We start from the raw sequence: 18,834 nt of genomic DNA, 5'->3' as shown, positions 1-18,834 counted from the left end.
TCTGGAGAGTTTTTAATGCTCGATTATTCTCTTTTGAGTGATATAGATCCATTCTTGTAAACTGTATCGGGAGACGATTTCAGATCATTTTCTGCGATATCTTCCCAGCGGTAATAATGAAAAGTTTTGTCAGTAGACATTACCACAAACAGGCCGGATTTAAACTCTTGATTTAATGACACATTAGTGATTTCAGAACCATCACTTTCCATTGCAGCTACCTGAATGGTTTTTAAATGCTTGTGTTCATTGGGATTGGAGGGTGTACCTTCTCTTGAGAAGATCTGAAATTTATTTGCTCCCTGGTCAGAAACCAGAATATAACCTTCTTTCTCACTGGTTTTATAAATAGAGATACCTTCATGGTCAGCAGTAAAACCCTTTGTTGCAAAGAGTGCTAGTTCTTTATTACCTTTCGCAGGATTTGCATAGTATTTCTTCACGCCTACGCCTTCATCAGAATAGTATACATACCCAAGCTCATCATCTACAGCAATTGCTTCAATCTCTTTATTGCCACTGTAGGAACCGAATTTTCTTACAAGTGATGCTTTTACTATTCCATGTTCGTCAGACCAAAGCTCATATTGCCACAGGTAGTCGCCATCTGTTCCCGTCTTTCTGCCAACAATTGCAAATATTTTAGAAGTAACAGGATCTTTATATAAGGCGATACCCATCAAATCTCTGCTTTCGGGAGCCGTTTCTCCTTCGAATACAGGAATGCCACCCCCATCAACCGGTGTCATTGATGGAAGTGCATATATTCTTAAGTTATGTGTAAATCTTTCAGTGACTACTGCAATATCAGTTGTTATTCCTTTAATCGGCAGTCCATATTCAATGTCCACATTATTAGGGCGTTTTAAGCCTTTTATGACTTTATTGGTATGGATTCTTCCTTTAAGATCAAATGTGTAAAGAGCACCATCTTCATTTTTATCTGTTCCGATAATAAGACTTTGGGCTGGATCATCCTTGTTGATCCAGATGGCAGGATCATCAGTATCAAATTGAACGGCCTCTGAGATATAAAGTGGTTTTATAACAGAAGTACTAACAATAGGCTGTTCCGGAATTTTTTCATTTAAGGGGTGTGAAGTATTACAGGATGAAAGGAGGCTTAATATTAAACTCCAGTTCAAAAACTTTTGCATAGAATCCTTTTTGTGTTTTTAAAATTTCATTGCAAGGTTAGTTTAACAGGGCAGGGGCTGCAATATTTTGATGTATACATTTGGGCAACATTGATGTTTGACGGCGTTAACAGAAGGGCAACAAAGTAGAGTTTTTAGTAATTAAGTGATTAAAGTTCAGTATAATGTGAAGTGTTATCAAATTGTTATATCTATGTTCTTTAAAGATTAAGGATAAAATTAATGAGGTTTTCACCTTCTGATAAGTTCATTTTTTTTCTGAGTCTGTATCGAGCAATTCTCAAACTATCCTGAGATATACCAAGTGTAGTTGCAATATCCTTTGAAGGTAAATTGAGTTTAATCAAGGCTGCCAATCTTAAATCAGCAGGGGTGAGGTCAGCGTTTATTTGTTGAAGCTTTATAAAAAAATCCTGATGCACCTGTTCGAAGATTGTTCTGAAATCAGTCCAGTCTTTATCCTGAATGAAACTCTGATCTATCTGTTTAATAAGATTTTTCAAATTCATTTTTTGAACTTTCGGATCTTCTTTAATAGTAATGGTCAGCATCTCTCTGATTTCTTCCAGCATTTTATTTTTACCTATAATATGTAGGGTGTGTGCTGTCAATGACTTAGCCTTTGTGTCGAGTTCAGTTTGTAATTGTTGTTGTTTTATGTTGATTGTCTCAAGTTCATTGCTCATGCGGCTTTTATGGGCATCAAACTGTTCTTTGTCAGACTTTAATTGCTTTTCTTTATTTAATAATCTGTTTTTCTGTCTGCTTATTATTAAGACTCCTACAAGAACTACTATGAACAGACCAGCGATCAGCATAGATTTGATTAGATAATTGAACTTCCTGTCAAGTTCTAGTTTTTGTATTTCGCTGTTTTTGCGCTCCATCTGGAACAGGCTCTGCATAAGTGAAACCTGACGGGCAGTTTCTGATTTATACATGTCTTCATAAATTGTTCTTCCAAGCTCAAGATTCTTATATGCATTTTGGTAGTCTTTTAATCCCGAATATATTTTGCTTAGATCCTTATAAGCACTGCTAATCTGATATTTGTCTTTAATTTTGATTGCAATTTGAAGCGATTGATTTGTATAATGTATTGCAGAATCATAAATACCGGTTTTGCGATAAATGTCAGCTATATTATTAAAGTTGATAGCCATTAAGAGGCTATCTTTGTTATTAGCAGACAAATGGAGTGATTTTATAAAAAATGAGTGGGCAATTGTAAACATCTCCTTGTCTTCATAGATACTACCGATGTTCTCCATTATTGTGGCCAAACCAGCAGAATCATTAATCTCAGTATAAAAATTAAGTGCTTTCTCCTGATAATTTATTGCCTGTACGTATTGCTGTTTCTTCTCATATAACCTTCCAAGATTTCCATAAGCATAGGCAAGTCCCTTTTTATCTCCCAGCTTTTCGTATATATTAAGAGCCTCTTCCTGATATTTATGAGCAAGTTCCGGTTGTTTGATAGTAGCATACAGCAATCCCAGCTGCCCATGGTTTTCAGCTATTCCGGATTCGTTTCCGATATCTTTTAATAAAACTTCTGCCTGCTGGAGGTGTATGAGAGCTTCATGATAAACACCTTGATGATAAAATACAGATCCTATAAGCTGATGAGCCTTAGCTTGTCCTGTTTTATAGTTCTCCTGTTTTGAGAGCTCAAGGATAAGGTCTGCTATAAAGATTGATGAGTCGGGTTTGGAAGGTAGTAATGCTTCCGCTTGTTTTAATAATATTTCTATCTTCTCTTCAGGAGTGTCGTTTGATGGAGAAGCAAGTAAATGAATATATGATAGTTGAAAAAGTAAGTAAAAAATGAATTTAGTAAATCTTTTCATGTATGCTGAGCAAGTTATCCATTGTCAGATACAATATTATTTCCTAATTATTACCTTAATGTTAAGGCGGTGTTAAGCGTAGTGCAGAATAATTGTAGGTTTATTTTATTGAAAAAAAATCCCTGCCAGATTTAAATCTATTGCAGGGATAGTATAATTTGTTTGTAATTTATTGTTTTACCATTTCTTATAAGGTAAAAATTTCCCGTTCATGGTAACGATCACTCGATCTCCTTTTGGATCTTCTACTTTATCTACATTCATAGTGAAATCAATTGCACTCATAATACCGTCTCCCATTTTTTCCTGAATAACTTCTTTAAGAGTTGGTCCATATACAAAACAGATTTCAAAGAATCTATATATAAGTGGGTCTGTAGATATTTCTTGACCTGGTCCTTTGCTTGGGAAGACTTGTAACGTTTTTACGACATCTGGACTCAGCTCCAGGTATGAGCCTAATTGTTCCGCTTCTGTTTTAGATAGCGTGTTCTGACCAAGACATGCAGAGGTAGTAAATATTTCAGATAAGCCAATGCATTTGGAGATTTCTGTCCATGTGGTGTTCTTTTTTGCTTTTGCTGCAATGATGGCTTCAGTCATTTCAATTTTGGTGATCATAATTAATATAGTAAAGGGTTATGTATAATTTTATTCCGAATTTCAAGTCTGCGTCAAAAGCAAAATTGTCTGCCACAGGTATTTTAATTAATGTATTCTGATAGTTGAATTGTCCTGAATTGCTCTGGTGTCACGCTAGTCAGCTTTCTGAATAATCTTATGAAATATGAATTGTCAGTATAATTTAGAATAGCGGCAATAGAGCTGACTGACTTATCCGAATAAACCAGAAGTCTCTTGGCTTCAAGGATGAGTCGCTCCTGTAGTAAGTCTCCCGGTGTTTTATTAAGTGCCTTTTTGCATAGACTGTTCAACTGTTTTAGAGAGATATTCATCATGTCTGCATATTCAGAAATCTGTTTGTGCTCTTTATAATGTGCATCGATCAATGTCTCCAGCTTATGCAACTGATTGATCTGATATTGCATAAGGCCAGGAGTTTGTTGATTTGCTGTATATTTTCTTTCAAGTTCAATCAGTAGCATTTTAAGATTGAGCCTAATGACATCATGGAAAAACCTTCTTTTGGTCAGATACTCATCATCAATTTTTTTAAAGATGTTTGATACTTGCTCAATATCCTCTACTTTAATCTCCATACAAGGCGAATTGATATGAGTGTAAAAGAAAGGCAGTGTTAAAAGCTTGTTATAGTTAAAGTCTAATAGAAAGTATTCTTTTGTAAAGAATAGAATATATCCATTGATGTCTGAAGATAAATTCCAGTGATGGACTTGTCCCGGAGATAGCAAGAATAAACTACCAGTCTTTATTTCATAGTTTTTAAAATCAATACTGTGCGTTCCTGAACCATTGGTTATGAAAAGCAATATAAAGAAATCATGGCCATGGGGCTTATCCAGAAACAGATTGTCCTGTAGGTGCTTGTCAAAAGTTCTGATGTAGAAACTATTGCCGCAATGCTGACAATGATTGTAGTCTTCAAAATTACTGATAGTCAAGACAGGCAGATCTTTCATGTTGCTTATTTGATTTAAAGGTAAAGATTAATCATAGGGAAGTTGCAGGACAAAAATTCCCTTGTATAGGATAAAAATAACCTTTTTGGTTTTAGGTCAAAATTTTGATGGATGTTTGTAGAAATGTATGCGTAAGAAGTTTTTTATGTTAAAATTTCTATTGATTTTTTTATATTTATTGTGTTTTTATAGGGTGGGTGTCTGTTTTGATGTAGGGATGGTTAAATTTTCATTGCCTGGATTATCATATAAATTGCAGCAGAAATCCCAGCAAGAAGCAAAAGCGTAGCAACAATTAAGGTAAAAGAAACTGGAAATTTATCCTCATCAGGAAGGAGGCCTTTGTTCATCATCTCTTCTCTTTCAATACGGATTTGTTTCATAAACCTAACATGATAAGCTATCCCAATGATCAGCATTAAGATGCCAAGTATAACAAGGATAAACCCTAATGTTCTAGGCATCAATGATCTCCAGTGTTTATGGAATTCCTCTCTTAGGTGCAAGAAAATCTGAAAAATTGTGAACCCGAAACTTATCAGAGACAGAGAAGTCCTTATCACAGACATTAATGTCCTGTCAGCACTCAGACGTGTTCTCTGAAAAGCTAATCCTGTCCGCTGAGATGCAAAAAGAAATGAAGCATGTACAGGGTTTTTGGTAAGAAGCTTGTTAAAGGAAAGTTGGGATTTATCGTCGTCTTGCATAGGTTCCCTGTAGTCTCGTTGACTTCATTTTTTTTCATATAAACTGTTCGTTTATATGAATGTTTTTAATCTAATGAATGGGGATAATAAAAAAAATATACCTTCCTAAAGTTTGAATTTTAAACTCGAAACTTAAGGAAGGCAAAATTAATAGAGTGTAACTTGTGATCAGAGATTATCCCTTTATTGAAATATTGCTTTCTCCAAATTCTTTATATAAATCATATATGATGCTGCTTTTAGCTTCCTCTGCCTTGTAAACATCTTTACACCAGAAGTGTATTTTTAATTCGCATACATCTTTTTTAAGAGCAACAAATTCAATTCCTGGAGTTGTATTGGCCAAAACATATGAAGAAGAAGATATACTTGACTTAATGTTATTGGAGATTTTTTCAATATCCTGATTACCGTTAACGGAGACAGAAATGGATAATCTTTGCTGAGTATTGCTTAAGGTCCAGTTAGTGATGTGTTGAGATAATATGTCACCGTTCGGTATAATTACTTCAGCTCCATCGCTTGTTAATAGTGTGCTTGAACGAATACCGATTTCTCTGACTTTACCTGTTTTATTGCCGATTTCTATAGAATCTCCCACTTGAAGTGGTCTGTCAAAGATTAGAATAATGCCCGATACAAAGTTTGTTACAATATTCTGCAAGCCAAGACCGATACCAACACCAAGAGCTCCTAATACAATCGTGATCTTGTCAACAGGAAGGCCTGAAGCTGTGACTGCAAGTAGATATCCAGCACAAAGAACTACAAGTCTTGCGATAAGCATTCTAGAGCGTTGGTTTTTGTTCTGAACATCGTCATTGCCTGTATCACCAAAGAAATATCCAACATATTTCTGTAGCAAATGAGCTATCCAGATAATAATAAAAAATAGTACTATTCCTCCAAGTGTAAAGTTAGCGCTGCCTATAGCACGTTGTTTGGTCATAAGGGTTGCAACGGCATCTTTAGAAGTATTATAAATATTCAGGTTAGTTGTAAATACAATCACCCATAGCAAAACAACTGTGAACATTACAAGCCCCTGAAAGTCTTTTATCACTGATTGAAAATCAAAAGTAGTTTTAAAGCCTTGCTTGATCCTGCTGGTTTCGATCTGAAGCAGAATGGCTTCTATACATATCTTGCTGAATACAGCAAGTCCGATAGCCTGCGTAAAGGAGAATATAGCTGTGTTGCCAAGAATTTGTGCCAGAGAGAATCGACCGAATATATTGCATAGTATTGCCAGGATGTTCATTACATTGTGAAGGATGATCACGAATCTTAGGAATCCACGCAATTGTAAATGATTTTTTAATCCCCTCAGAAACAAAGATCCGAATACAACAGAAAGTACATTAAGTAAAATCAGTCCGAATCTCTGGAAAAGACCAGGGAGAAGAATATGATGTGTAAATGAAAAACAAATGTAAAGGACAACCATTGCAAGCCAATAGATAAAGAGGTTTCTTGGCCATTTTTTTAAGCATATAAAAGTAAGTGTCAATATTAACAGAAACTGCATGGATTCTATATAAACAGATGGAGCATCCAGATCAAAAAAAGGAGCCAACGTAAATATTACAACAAATGAAGATGCAATGAAGTGAGGATATAAATATTCAATCTGAAGATATTGAATCTTATCCAATGCATCTGATTTTTTTAGCCTGTATATATTTCTGTATAGCCAAATCCCAAAAATAAATCCGATAACAAGTAGGAATAGCCTGTTGTTAAGACTATCCTTGAAGTAATAATTGAGTGCTTTGTGCTCACCATTACGTGCTTTCTCATGTGATTTACGTAGCTGATCTAGAGATCTGTTTTGTAACGGTTCCCACAGGTAATTATATTCTTTGCTGAATACTCTGGAGAATGAAGTAAGAAGCAGGTTATTAACCTTTTCGAGTAATGCAGCGGTCGTCACAGCATTTGCTGAATTATGTGTCTGGAGTAAGTTGATGAGGGTGATACTTTCCTTTAATTTGGAAGTTCCGGAGCGCCAAGCTTCCCGCATGTCCTTAAGTTGTGGCGCAAAAAGCTGTCTGTTGACCGAGTCTTTCATCAGGCTCCTGATGACTGTATCTTTCATCATCACCTTTAATTCATTTTTCAGACTGCTAAGAGTAGCTTCAGCACTGTCAAGTACATGCCTCTGTTTTTCTATATCTTTGTGAATGTCATTTAATAGGCTTCTAAACATCTGAAGGTTGCGTAGTCCTAGTGCCTGACTGTTATTCAAGATGTTTTCTTTCAATATAAGCAGTGCGGAATCACTGTCGGCAAGTTTCACCTGAATGTTGCTAATACGGGGCCCCAGATCGCTTTTGTTTTTAATCATAGAGAGAATAGCATAATTTTTCTCTATGCGAATCTGATAGTCACTGCTTGTAAGTTTTGCAGAGTCAGAGAAAATTGCTGCCAGATCACGATTCTTTCGGAATCCTCTTTCCCGCTTTTTATTGAGTGAGTCTTGGTGAGGTTTTAACGTGTCTGAATGGGTTTTGAGCGTGTCTTGGCCAAAGGACAGGTTTATTAATAGGATACAGAAACTGAAAATTAAAGAGTAGGAAATAATTCTTGGCATGTTCATAGTTGTTGTATAGTAAAAATAAACAAGTAAGCATGGATTTCAAAAGGGAGTGGTGGCATGAATAGGATATAAAGTAGTATTATTGGTTGAAGCTTTTTATATTCAGGTTTTTATGAAGATTCATTTAGTTCAGAAATTTTTGAACATACTATTTTTACTTATTTATCGAGAGGGAATTTAGTCGTTGAAGTCTGCTAAATGATTGATATTGCTGTGATAAACAATTTGATTGTGAATTTATTTGTAGTTGAAAATGCTTTATTCTGAATATTAGCACTAAGAAATTTGTAAATAGCTATTTGACTGATATCTATTATGAACGAAAGGTTTGAATAATTAATATTCTTTTTATAGATTCATTTTTATAGATCAAAAAACATTATGCCATACGTCAATATAAAAATTACCGATGAGAATGTAACATCACAGCAGAAGGCTGAGTTAATCGAAGGTGTTACGGAGTTACTTAGGATTGTTCTTAATAAAAATCCTGAGACAACAGTTGTTGTTATCGATGAAGTGTCCACAGATAACTGGGGAATAGGTGGTCAGCAGGTTACAGAGAGACGCAAGAAAGGTAAATAATAGGTCAAATAAGATGAATATGAAATGTTCCGAATGTCAAATGCTCGTAAGAAAGCCAGCTAATAAAGTATTTGAAGCATTTATTGATCCGGAGATTACAAAGAATTTCTGGTTCACGCATGGAAGTGGCAAGCTGGAAGTAGGTAAGATTGTCACCTGGAAATGGGAGATGTATGGAGTGTCCACCAAAGTTATTGCAAAAGAGATTGTGCCTGGTAAGAAGATCATTATTGAATGGGATGAACCGGCAACAACTGTAGATTTTGATTTTAGAACTCTGAGTGATGGTTCTACTTATGTTACTATTAAACACTTTGGATTTAATAAAACAGGAGATGAATTATTAGAAGCTATCAAAGACTCAACCGGGGGCTTTACGACAGTGCTGGATGGACTTAAAGCTTATCTGGAACATAATATCAATCTTAATCTGATTGCGGATAAATTTCCTGCAGAAGTTATGAAGCATGGAAAATAAAATTTTTAATATATGGAAGCTCATAAGTTTGCAACAGTAGATGAATACATAAGTACATTTCCTCAGGAAATAAGACCTATACTTGAGAAAATGAGACATACCATTAGTAAAGCTGCTCCCAAAGCAGAAGAGGTTATCAGTTATAATATGCCTGCTTTTAAATTGAAAGGTATGTTGGTCTATTATGCTGGTTATAAAAAGCACATCGGTTTTTATCCAACAGCTTCCGGTATTACAGAGTTCGCGGATGAATTGACAGATTATAAAACCTCAAAAGGAGCAATACAATTCCCCATTGATAAACCATTGCCAATTGGACTTATAACAAAGATTGTCAAGTTTAGGATTGTGGAAAATAATGAAAAAGCACTTTCGAAGAAGAAAAAGTAATCCTGAAATAATGAATAACGTGCTTTTGTTGTTAACAATCATCATTGTTTGTCTATCCTGCTCCAAAGTTGTGGAGGACAGGAATTCAGGGCAGGATTTTTTTATGGGGAAATGGAAGATTGAAAATATTAAATTTACTGGGTGGTCTTCTGGATTTGATGTTCCATTTTCGGAGAGGGGAGCGATTCTTGAAAGATTTTTGGAAAATAATTTCGTTATTGAGTTTAACCCAGATTCGACATTTTATTTAACTAATAAAAATGGATTTGATCGCTCCGATAAATATAAGATCAAAGGGGATTCTTTATTTTTAATGAATAAAAATGAAATATTCAACTATTTTATTGTTGACAGTCTAAATAATAATCGATTATATCTAAGCATGGATTATGCCTATTTTTATTCGGTGGCAGATGATACCTTTTATACTAGGAGAGGGAAAGGAGTGAATGTTCTGATGAAAAGAGATTAAGTATTTTTTTCCTGAGTATTTTATAATTTCAACTACTTCAAACTATTGTTTTCTATTTGAAAGCACCGCTTACATGCCTTTACCTTTATTAGGTAAATTTTATAATATAACTTCAGAATTCCTACAGAATTTTACCATTCTATTCTAATAATTATCCAAAAAATAATTCTTCTCTCGGGAGCATTTTCATAAACAATTTAGTTGTATATTTGACTTATTAAGTCAGAAAGTCAAAAAGTCAAATGGTCGAAGCTTCTTCAAATACGGATAATATTAAGGTGAATTTAATTCTGGATGCAGCAATGAAACGCTTTGGTTATTATGGACTTGCGAAGACGACCATGACAGAAATTGCTTCAGATGTCGGATTGTCCAAGGCGTCCATATACTATTATTTTGCAGATAAAGATGCTTTATTTCAGGCTGTAGTTAAAAGGGAGCAGGACGGATTTATTAGTGGTATTAAAAAGCAAGTTGTTGACAGTAAAGACACAGCAAAAAATAAGCTTGTTCAATATGTGGATAAAAGGCATGAATATTTTTTGAAAGTGTTTGTGAATCTTGGAAAAATCAAAATGTCTATGGAGAATGTAAAACCCTTGTTAGGGAATCTCCTGGACAATTTTTTCCAATCAGAAGTAGCATTGGTTTCTGATATTTTGAAAGAAGGGATAAACAATAATGAGTTTAGGGATATTGATGTCTCTGAATATGCTGATTTGTTTATCGCAACGATGAATGGGTTGAGAGGCATTACAATTAAGAACAAAGATTCTTATCAGCTTGAGCAAAGCGACTTTGATTTGATTGGAAAGCGCATCAAAAACCTGGGTGAAATTTTTATTATGGGAATACTTAAAAACAAATAAAGACTTTAGAAAGCAATGCTGCCATTAAAAAAACGAATGATCGCTGCTGCATTAATCATAGCAGGATTTAGTTCAGAGGTATCTCTCGCTCAGAGTACAAAATTTCTTACTCTTAGTGAGGCTGTAGAATTGTGTCTGCAGAATAATAAACAGCTAAAACTTAATAAAGTAAAAGTAGAAGCTGCTACTGCTTCAACTGTAGAAGCAAGAGAAAAGCGACTTCCTGATCTTGGAGGATCCGCAAACTATATACGACTGACGAAGCCCACTATTGGTGGTCCTTTGGGAAATACGGCATCTCCGGATATCAATGAGGCAGCTTATGCAATGGTTAGTGGTTCGATCCCTTTGTTTACAGGGTTTAGAACAAAAAGTGGCATAGAGTCAGCCAAATACCTTGAGGAAGCGACAAAACTTGATGCTGAGAATGATAAGGATGCCGTAATTCAAAATACTGTTGCAGCCTATAGTAACCTATATAAAGCTCATTCAACTGTTTCAATAGTAAGAGAAAATCTGAAACAGGCCGAACTGAGATCTGCTGATTTTGCAAATCTCGAAAAGAATGGTGTTATAGCTAGAAACGATCTACTGAGAGTACAGCTTCAACAGTCAAACGTTCAGCTTGCACTGCTGGATGCGGAAAGCAATGAGAGATTGGCAAATCTTAATATGAACATTATGCTGGGGCTTGATGAAAATACACAGCTCCAACTAGATAGTACTTCTTTCATGGAAATTACTGATGCAAGAACATTTTCTGAATTTGAACAGGTAGCTCTTACGAACAGACATGATCTTGCAGCTCTTAAATACAGGGAGCAATCAGCGTCAGCGGGGATTAGAATGGCAAAGGCCGATTATTATCCCTCTTTAAAAATAACAGGTGGATATTTTGCCGCAAATATTCCAAATTTTGTTTCCATTTCAAATGCCTGGAATGCAGGGCTTGGACTTAGTTATAATGTAGCTTCACTATGGAAGACAGGAGCAAAAGTGAAGTCCGCTAAAATCCGCCTGGCTGAGGTCAAAGCCAGTCAAGATTTGATGAGTGATAGAGTGAAGATAGAAGTTGCTCAGGCCTTTGAAGGTTATATTTTGAGTAAAAAGAAGATTGAAGTGTATGCTCAGGCACTTGAACAAGCAACTGAAAACAATAGAATAACAAAAAATAAATATCGTAATAACCTGGTCACTACAACAGATTTGCTGGATGCTTTTGTGCAACAATTACTAGCCAATCTGGACTATGCTAACTCCAAAGCAGATGCGGCAGTTGCATATCGCAAGCTTTTGCAAACATCAGGTGTTGCTAATAACGAACCTAAAAAATAAATCTTAAACATAGCTCCCAATTCCATTATGGAAACTACAGACCTTGTCGAAAATAAATCTTCGAAAAAAATGAAAATTGAGAATGCCACTAATGACCAGGTGGCTGTTAAAAAGAAAAATAAAACTTTTGCTGTCATCCTTGTAGTCCTTATAGCACTTGGAGGCTATTACGGTGTTAGTAAATATGTTCATGGTCAAAATAATGAAGAAACGGAAGATGCGCAGGTAAACGGAAATATAAGCCCGGTTATTCCTCGTATAGCTGGTTACATTTCTTCTGTAAGAATAAAAGATAATCAACTTGTAAAAAAAGGAGATACCCTGGTTATTCTTGATGACCGTGAAATGAAAATTAAGGTTATGCAGGCTCAGGCTGCTCTAGATAATGCGAAAAGCAGTTTGTCTGTAGCTCATGCAAATACTAGTGCTGCGGCTGCTAACACAGTTTCTTCTCAATCTAATATCAGCACCGCTGAAGCTAATATTGAAGCTGCTAAAGTTCGTCTTTGGAGAGCAGAGAAGGACTATGCCCGTTATTCAGATCTGATCAAAGATCATTCTATTACGGAGATACAATATGAGCAGGCTCTTGCAGAAAAGCAAACAGCAGAGCGTCAACTGAAAGTATTGGAGGATCAGAAAAGATCAACTGAAAGCCAGTCTAAGGCTGTAGCTTCTCAATCTAATGCTACTGTGCAGCAGATTAAAGTTGCATCTTCTGTAATCAAACAAAGAGAAGCAGACCTTGACAATGCATTGTTGAATTTGTCTTATACAGTAATTACAGCTCAGGCAGACGGACAAGTATCTGCAATCAATCTGGAACCAGGTCAGCTGGTACAGGCAGGGCAACAGTTGTGTAATATCGTTGTAAGTGATAAAGTTTGGGTAACAGCAAACTTCAAAGAAACACAGCTTGAGAAAATGAAAATCGGACAGAGTGTAACTGTAGAAGTAGATGCTTTTCCTCACCACAAGTTTGAAGCAAAGGTAGCTTCATTCTCTCCGGCTACAGGTTCACGTTTTGCTTTGCTTCCTCCGGATAATGCCAGCGGTAACTTTGTGAAAGTTGTACAGCGTGTGCCTGTAAGAATAGAGCTTTTAAATAATGATCCGATGGTGAAAGAGCTTCGTCCGGGTATGAACGTAATTGCCGAAGTACATTTTAAAGAATAATATTTTAAGGCATTAGCCATTGTTACTAAATTTAAGTTTAACTAAATGTCCCTATTAGAGTCAGACTCACTGGTGGAGTATGGAGCCCGACGGGTTATCATAACTATTACCGTAATATTTTGCGCTCTTCTGGAAGTGGTAGATACAACAATTGTAAACGTTGCACTCAATGAAATGGGTGGTAACCTTGGTTGTACTACGGCTGAAGTTAGCTGGGTTATTACAGCCTATGCCATAGGAAACGTAATCGTAATGCCCATGACCAGCTGGCTATCACAGCAGTTTGGAAGAAGAAATTACTTTGCAGCATCAATTATTCTCTTTACTATTTGTTCATTTCTTTGTGGAAATGCAACATCTATAAATGAACTGATACTATTCCGCTTATTGCAAGGGATAGGTGGGGGAGCTTTACTTGTTACTTCCCAAACGATCATAACAGAAAGCTTTCCTTTGGCAGATAGAGGAATGGCTCAGGCTATTTATGGTCTTGGTGTAATTGTTGGTCCTACATTAGGTCCTCCTCTTGGAGGGTATATTGTGGACAATTATTCATGGCCATATATTTTCTATATCAATATTCCAATCGGAATCATTGCAGCAATTCTTACCATTCAGTTTGTGAAGAGTCCTAAGTATGCAGAAAAAACTGCAGCAAAGGATATTGACTGGTGGGGAATTATATTTCTTGCCATCGGAATCGGATCTCTACAATATGTTTTGGAGAAAGGGCAAGAAGAAGATTGGTTTACCAGTGAAAGTATCGTTATATGCACTGTATTGGCCGTATTTGGATTCTTTTTCTTTATCTGGAGAGAAAGTGTATGTAAAAATCCGATCGTATCATTTAAAGTATTAAGGAACTTTAATCTGAAGATAGGGACCATCTTATCTTTTATATTGGGATTTGGTTTGTTCGGATCAACATTTATTGTTCCTTTATACACTCAGTCAATATTAGGATGGACAGCTACTCAGGCCGGACTTCTGATGGTACCAGCTTCTCTTGCAACCGCATTTATGATGCCGATTATGGGAGCCACGCTGAAAAAGGGATTTCCTGCTCAATACCTGGTGGCAATAGGAATGTTTCTGTTCTTTATATATAGCTTCTGGGCCTATTCAATATTGTCTCCTTATACATCTGGAGATGATTTCTTCTGGGTACTTGTAATAAGAGGAGTTGGACTTGCTTTGTTGTTTATGCCGATTACCAATTTGTCTTTATCCGGATTAAAAGGGCAGGAAATAGGGCAAGGAGCTGCATTTACAGGTTTGATGAGGCAGCTAGGAGGTTCTTTCGGAATTGCTATTATCAATACTTTCATTGTAAGAAAGAGTGTACAGCATCGCTCTGATGTAGTATCTCATTTAAGTGTTGATGGAGGGAAAGCGATGGATAGAGTTCATCAGATACAGCAAGGTTTTGCGGCAAAAGGTTTTTCAACAGAAGAAGCGCTTGCTAAAGGATATAAATTGATGGATCTTGGAATAACCAAACAAGCGATGGTATTATCTTATATGGATGCCTTCCTCTACCTTGGAATTCTTTTCCTTATATGTGTTCCCTTTGTATTGATATTATTAAGAAAAAATAAAGGCGCCAATGTGGACTTGTCCAGCGCCCACTAAGTTTCAGGTTTGTTTGTGCTATGTTTCATGGGGTCTGTTCAGAAGTGAGCAGGCCTTTTTTGTGTGATTTAAATTACACTTTCTTCTATAGGTTGTGTTACCAGTTGATAAGCCCTTTTAAGTATGATTTTTTATTTTTTTAGAAAGAAATCTTAAACGGTCCATTTGTTTATTTGGACAATTGATTCTTAAAAGGATGTAAGAATTGAACTAAGATTGTGGAAAAGAATATTTGAACTGCTTTTTTCCTGGTGATAAAATGAATTAATTTTGATAATAGGGATATTTTTATAGTTCAATGTTAAATTTTATGGTATTGCTGGATCCATATAAAAAAGGATCATTCTTTTTAAGAATTACTTTCGCGGTAATCTTTTGGGTCTTCACTGGATATTGTAATGCCACTGGTACTTTTACCTGGAAAAATCCTTCTACAAATAATAAATGGGAAGATCCTCAAAACTGGTCATATAGTGGAGCAACTAATGTGCCAGTAGATGGGGATAATAAGGTTGTATTTACTTCTACAGATAATATCATTATCCAAATATCTAATAATATTCCTGAGCTGAATTCAAATCAAATAATAGGTCAGTTTATTATGTCATCTGGAAGCCTTACAATAGGTTTTGGGTATACTTTAAATGTGACAAATACAACTAATATTGCAGGGGGCACTACAATTAATGGTTCAGGTCAATTGAATATAAACCAGGCATCTACATTGAGTACAACTATAGGTAGTGCTATCTCCGGAGCAATTATTAACTGCTCTGTTAATGCTATAGTTGGGACTCTTGTCTTGAGAAACAACACATTTGGAATTAATACTACAACGTCCTTTAAAGTTACAACAGGAGCAACAAACTATGTTAATGCTATAGGAGGTAATACGTTTAATGGTCCTATTACTTTTGAATCTACAAGTGCATCTGGCTTAAGGTTATCAGATTTAGGAGAAGATAAGTTTAACAATGATTTAACTTTGATAACAAGTACATCAATCTTTACTTCCTACAATTATGACACCTTTTATAAGGGAAATATAGTTGTAAAATCAACAGGACAAGGTGTTTGCTTTGGAAATACAGCAACAAATAGTACAACTACCTCTACCCTAGAAATTGGTAAAACTATTTCGGCAAGTAATTTTATAGCAGGAACGCTTACATTAAAGAATTTCATACAACTTGATCCTACAACTACACAGAACATTAGTTTGGATAATGGCTCAAATCTTGTGTTGGTATCAACAACTGGAAGTACTACTCCACAAACCGTATTTAATGGGCCTTTCATTGTTTCTGCAGGTGGAATATCTCTTAATGGCGTTAGGTTTAAAAAAGAAGCCAATTTAACGTCTAGGACTTTTGCTACATCGCTTGGAGGGAATATTTATGAAGATAACGCTTACTTTACATATAATGCGAATTCTTACACTTATACATGGTCTCTTAATGGAGATATTTTCCAGAAAGATGTCACGTTTACCAATATCGGAACAGGTTATTTATATGTAGGAAATTCTGGTAATATAATTTTTGAAGGAAATACAACATTTGAAAATAAATCCGGTGGCTATATCCTTATTGCAAATAATTCAAATTCGATAGTTAATTTTAATAATACTTCATCAAAAGCCAAATTTATAGTCGGTGGGGATCGCAGCAATATCCGGTTTGCTGAAAACGGAACAACCAATTTCAACTGCGATGTTGAGGTTAACTCCACAGCCAATGGTTCAATTTATTCTGTTTATAGCGGATCAGGAAAGGTATATTTAAAAGCAGGCAGAAAAATTTATGTCGGTAATGCTTTAGGTTTCAATAATGGAATATTAGCCTTTAGAAATTTTATTCAGGAAGGAGATACAGAGCAAAACCTTACATTGGATTGCTCTACTAATAGTGCTTCTCTTTACTTTCAAGCAGGATGCAATTTTAAGGGAAACTTAAATGCAACAGCGCCAACCATTTTGTTTCAAGGGGGGACGTTTCAAGGAACTTCTGATTTTACCTGCTGTTACTCAGGAGCAGCGGGAACATTTTATAGTCAGAATACTGAGCCTGTTTTATTTAAGGGGGATACTTATATAAGGAATACCGGAACAGCTAATCTTGCCCTGGGAAATGGTGCGCCTTCCTGGACATTTGAAGGAAATACTTATTTTTATATCACTGGGACCGGAAATATTTATTTGGCTAATTTAAGCGGAAATACTACACTATTTACTAATCCAGAAAAGAAGGTAAGTGTGAATGTTTCATCTCTGAATAATTCCGTAGCAGGGCCATTTACTTTTTCGGGTAGCGGAATCACCAGAATCAAATCAAATATTGAAATATCAAATAATGCTAATACTACCATAACCATTGGATCAGGATCAGCAAATGGCTCTGTTATATTAGAAGGAGAAAATATAATTTCTGTTCCAGCTGATGCATTTTCTTTTGGTACTATGAAGTTTAGAAATTGTATACAAACAGGTACCACAACTCAAAATTTAACTTTAACTGGAAAAGCAATAGCTACCTTTGACCTAGGCTCTATATTTAATGGAAATCTAAACGTAATTGCCCCTAATTTAAATTTCAATGGGAGTATTTTTAATGGCGTTTCTTATTTCGAGAAAAATGGAGAGGATAACTCTACTGGATCGGGTGGAAATAAATTCTATGGAACAACTACAACAATTAAAAATTCGGGAACTGGGTATTTATATCTGGGTAATGGGGTTGGGGATAATTTTAAAGATGTAAAACTTATTAATACATCTTCAGGAGGTATTTTGACTTGTATGTCCGGAGGGCCTCATAATTTTGAAGGTGATATTTATGTTGAAAGTTCAGGAACTGGTGGTGTGAAAATTTCAGCTGGGACTTCATTTTTAGCGACAGGGAAAAGAATTATTGCCGGTCCATTTACTGCCGGTCAACTTTATTTTAGAAATTTCACTCAACTAGGAGATCAGCCTCAAAATATCAAGTTATTGGAATCTTCAACCTTTCAGGTACAGAATTGTGTTTTTAATGGTTCACTTACAGCAGAAGCTCCCGGTATGTATTTCCAAGCTTCAACGTTTGTAAAGACAGCAACTTTTACAAAAACTGGATCGTCATTGAATTCCATTGCTGGAGGTAATGTATTTAATGAAGATGTTACAATAGCGAATATGGGTACAGGAGATATGGGAATGGGTGGAGATATTTACTATAAAAACTGTACCTTTATAAAGGGTAGTACTGGAGTCCTTAAGCCGGTACAAACAGGGACAGGCGAATTTTATGGAGACTTAGTTTATAATGTAACGTCGGCTAATCAAAATGCTGATTATTTAGGATTTCTTGATGGACTATGTGTTTTTAAAGGAGATAAACAACAGACTATTTTTTCTAATAAAGACTGGATACGAATAGATCGCTTTAAGATTGATAAATCTGTTAATCACGTCAATTTAAATTGTATTGTACTGGTCAGAAATGGTGTAACTTTTGTTAAAGGAAATATTATTACACTGCTTAATAACTATTTAGCATTTGACTATAATCAAACCATAACAGGAGCTTCCAACCAGAGTTTTGTAGATGGAAAAGTAAGAAGAGTTGGAACAGGCACTTTTACTTTTCCTATTGGAAAAAATGGGAAATACCGACCTTTAACAATCTCAGATCCTATACTAGCGAATAGTCAAATATTTGCAGAATATTTTAACGAATCTCCATCGGGCTCATCTTATACGCTTCCCCTTATGGATGTAAGTGAATGCGAATATTGGAATATTAATGCTGTTACAGCAAATCCGTTCTCAGTCACTCTTGGCTGGGATGCAGATGCTTGCACTCCAATCAATCCAAACGTCATCTCTGTTGCTCGTAATGTTTCAGGAGCATGGAAAAGCGAAGGTAACAACAATGTTACAGCAAACTATGATATTGGTTCTGTAACATCTAATGTAACTAATTTTTCAGGTAATTATAATT

At 35.6% G+C, this 18,834-nt stretch carries 15 protein-coding genes; 9 read left to right on the top strand and 6 right to left on the bottom strand.

Annotation, left to right across the window (positions count from 1 at the left end; all coding sequences use genetic code 11):
- Window positions 1-23 precede the first annotated feature (23 nt).
- From J7604_RS21875 to J7604_RS21850, 6 genes are all read right to left on the bottom strand, one after another.
- A complete protein-coding gene (locus J7604_RS21875; RefSeq protein ID WP_293900877.1) occupies window positions 24-1,157 on the bottom strand; it encodes a phytase in 1,134 nt (377 codons plus the stop codon).
- A gap of 200 nt (window positions 1,158-1,357) precedes the next feature.
- Window positions 1,358-3,010 carry a tetratricopeptide repeat protein gene (locus J7604_RS21870; RefSeq protein ID WP_293900874.1) on the bottom strand — a complete coding sequence of 551 codons (1,653 nt, stop codon included), beginning with the start codon at window positions 3,008-3,010 and terminating at the stop codon, window positions 1,358-1,360.
- A 177-nt stretch (window positions 3,011-3,187) separates the two neighbouring features.
- Window positions 3,188-3,631, bottom strand: a complete 444-nt coding sequence (gene cynS, locus J7604_RS21865; protein ID WP_293900871.1) for a cyanase — start codon at window positions 3,629-3,631, stop codon at window positions 3,188-3,190.
- A gap of 83 nt (window positions 3,632-3,714) precedes the next feature.
- Window positions 3,715-4,611 carry an AraC family transcriptional regulator gene (locus J7604_RS21860; protein WP_293900868.1) on the bottom strand — a complete coding sequence of 299 codons (897 nt, stop codon included), beginning with the start codon at window positions 4,609-4,611 and terminating at the stop codon, window positions 3,715-3,717.
- A 221-nt stretch (window positions 4,612-4,832) separates the two neighbouring features.
- Complete coding sequence (locus tag J7604_RS21855; protein WP_293900865.1) at window positions 4,833-5,318, bottom strand: DUF202 domain-containing protein; 486 nt, start codon at window positions 5,316-5,318, stop codon at window positions 4,833-4,835.
- A gap of 175 nt (window positions 5,319-5,493) precedes the next feature.
- Window positions 5,494-7,911, bottom strand: a complete 2,418-nt coding sequence (locus tag J7604_RS21850) for a mechanosensitive ion channel domain-containing protein (protein ID WP_293900862.1) — start codon at window positions 7,909-7,911, stop codon at window positions 5,494-5,496.
- Between the two features lie 387 nt (window positions 7,912-8,298).
- Here J7604_RS21850 and J7604_RS21845 point away from each other — a divergent pair, with 387 nt between their 5' ends.
- From J7604_RS21845 to J7604_RS21805, 9 genes are all read left to right on the top strand, one after another.
- Window positions 8,299-8,502: a 4-oxalocrotonate tautomerase family protein gene (locus J7604_RS21845; RefSeq protein ID WP_293900859.1), complete on the top strand. Its 204-nt coding sequence runs from the start codon at window positions 8,299-8,301 to the stop codon at window positions 8,500-8,502.
- 19 nt (window positions 8,503-8,521) lie between these two features.
- Entirely contained in the window at window positions 8,522-8,980 is a 459-nt protein-coding gene (locus J7604_RS21840; RefSeq protein WP_293900856.1) for an SRPBCC family protein, read from the top strand.
- 12 nt (window positions 8,981-8,992) lie between these two features.
- Window positions 8,993-9,370 carry a DUF1801 domain-containing protein gene (locus J7604_RS21835; protein WP_293900853.1) on the top strand — a complete coding sequence of 126 codons (378 nt, stop codon included), beginning with the start codon at window positions 8,993-8,995 and terminating at the stop codon, window positions 9,368-9,370.
- Window positions 9,339-9,842 (top strand): hypothetical protein, encoded by a 504-nt coding sequence (locus J7604_RS21830; RefSeq protein ID WP_293900850.1) that lies wholly within the window; start codon window positions 9,339-9,341, stop codon window positions 9,840-9,842. The genes J7604_RS21835 and J7604_RS21830 overlap by 32 nt, the downstream gene beginning before the upstream one ends.
- A 242-nt stretch (window positions 9,843-10,084) precedes the next feature.
- Window positions 10,085-10,711, top strand: coding sequence for a TetR/AcrR family transcriptional regulator (locus J7604_RS21825; RefSeq protein WP_293900847.1), 627 nt, complete (start codon window positions 10,085-10,087; stop codon window positions 10,709-10,711).
- 15 nt (window positions 10,712-10,726) lie between these two features.
- A complete protein-coding gene (locus J7604_RS21820; RefSeq protein WP_293900844.1) occupies window positions 10,727-12,046 on the top strand; it encodes a TolC family protein in 1,320 nt (439 codons plus the stop codon).
- 69 nt (window positions 12,047-12,115) lie between these two features.
- Entirely contained in the window at window positions 12,116-13,222 is a 1,107-nt protein-coding gene (locus J7604_RS21815) for an HlyD family secretion protein (protein WP_293900841.1), read from the top strand.
- Window positions 13,223-13,267: 45 nt separating this feature from the next.
- Entirely contained in the window at window positions 13,268-14,854 is a 1,587-nt protein-coding gene (locus J7604_RS21810) for a DHA2 family efflux MFS transporter permease subunit (RefSeq protein WP_293900838.1), read from the top strand.
- Window positions 14,855-15,152: 298 nt separating this feature from the next.
- Window positions 15,153-18,834 (top strand): hypothetical protein (locus tag J7604_RS21805; protein ID WP_293900835.1); only part of this gene is annotated, 3,682 nt, incomplete at its 3' end.

Origin of the sequence: Sporocytophaga sp., assembly GCF_017745095.1 — a bacterium.
Lineage (GTDB): Bacteria > Bacteroidota > Bacteroidia > Cytophagales > Cytophagaceae > Sporocytophaga.
Note: the sequence above shows the minus strand (reverse complement) of the source record. Positions and strands in the feature narration are given on the sequence as shown.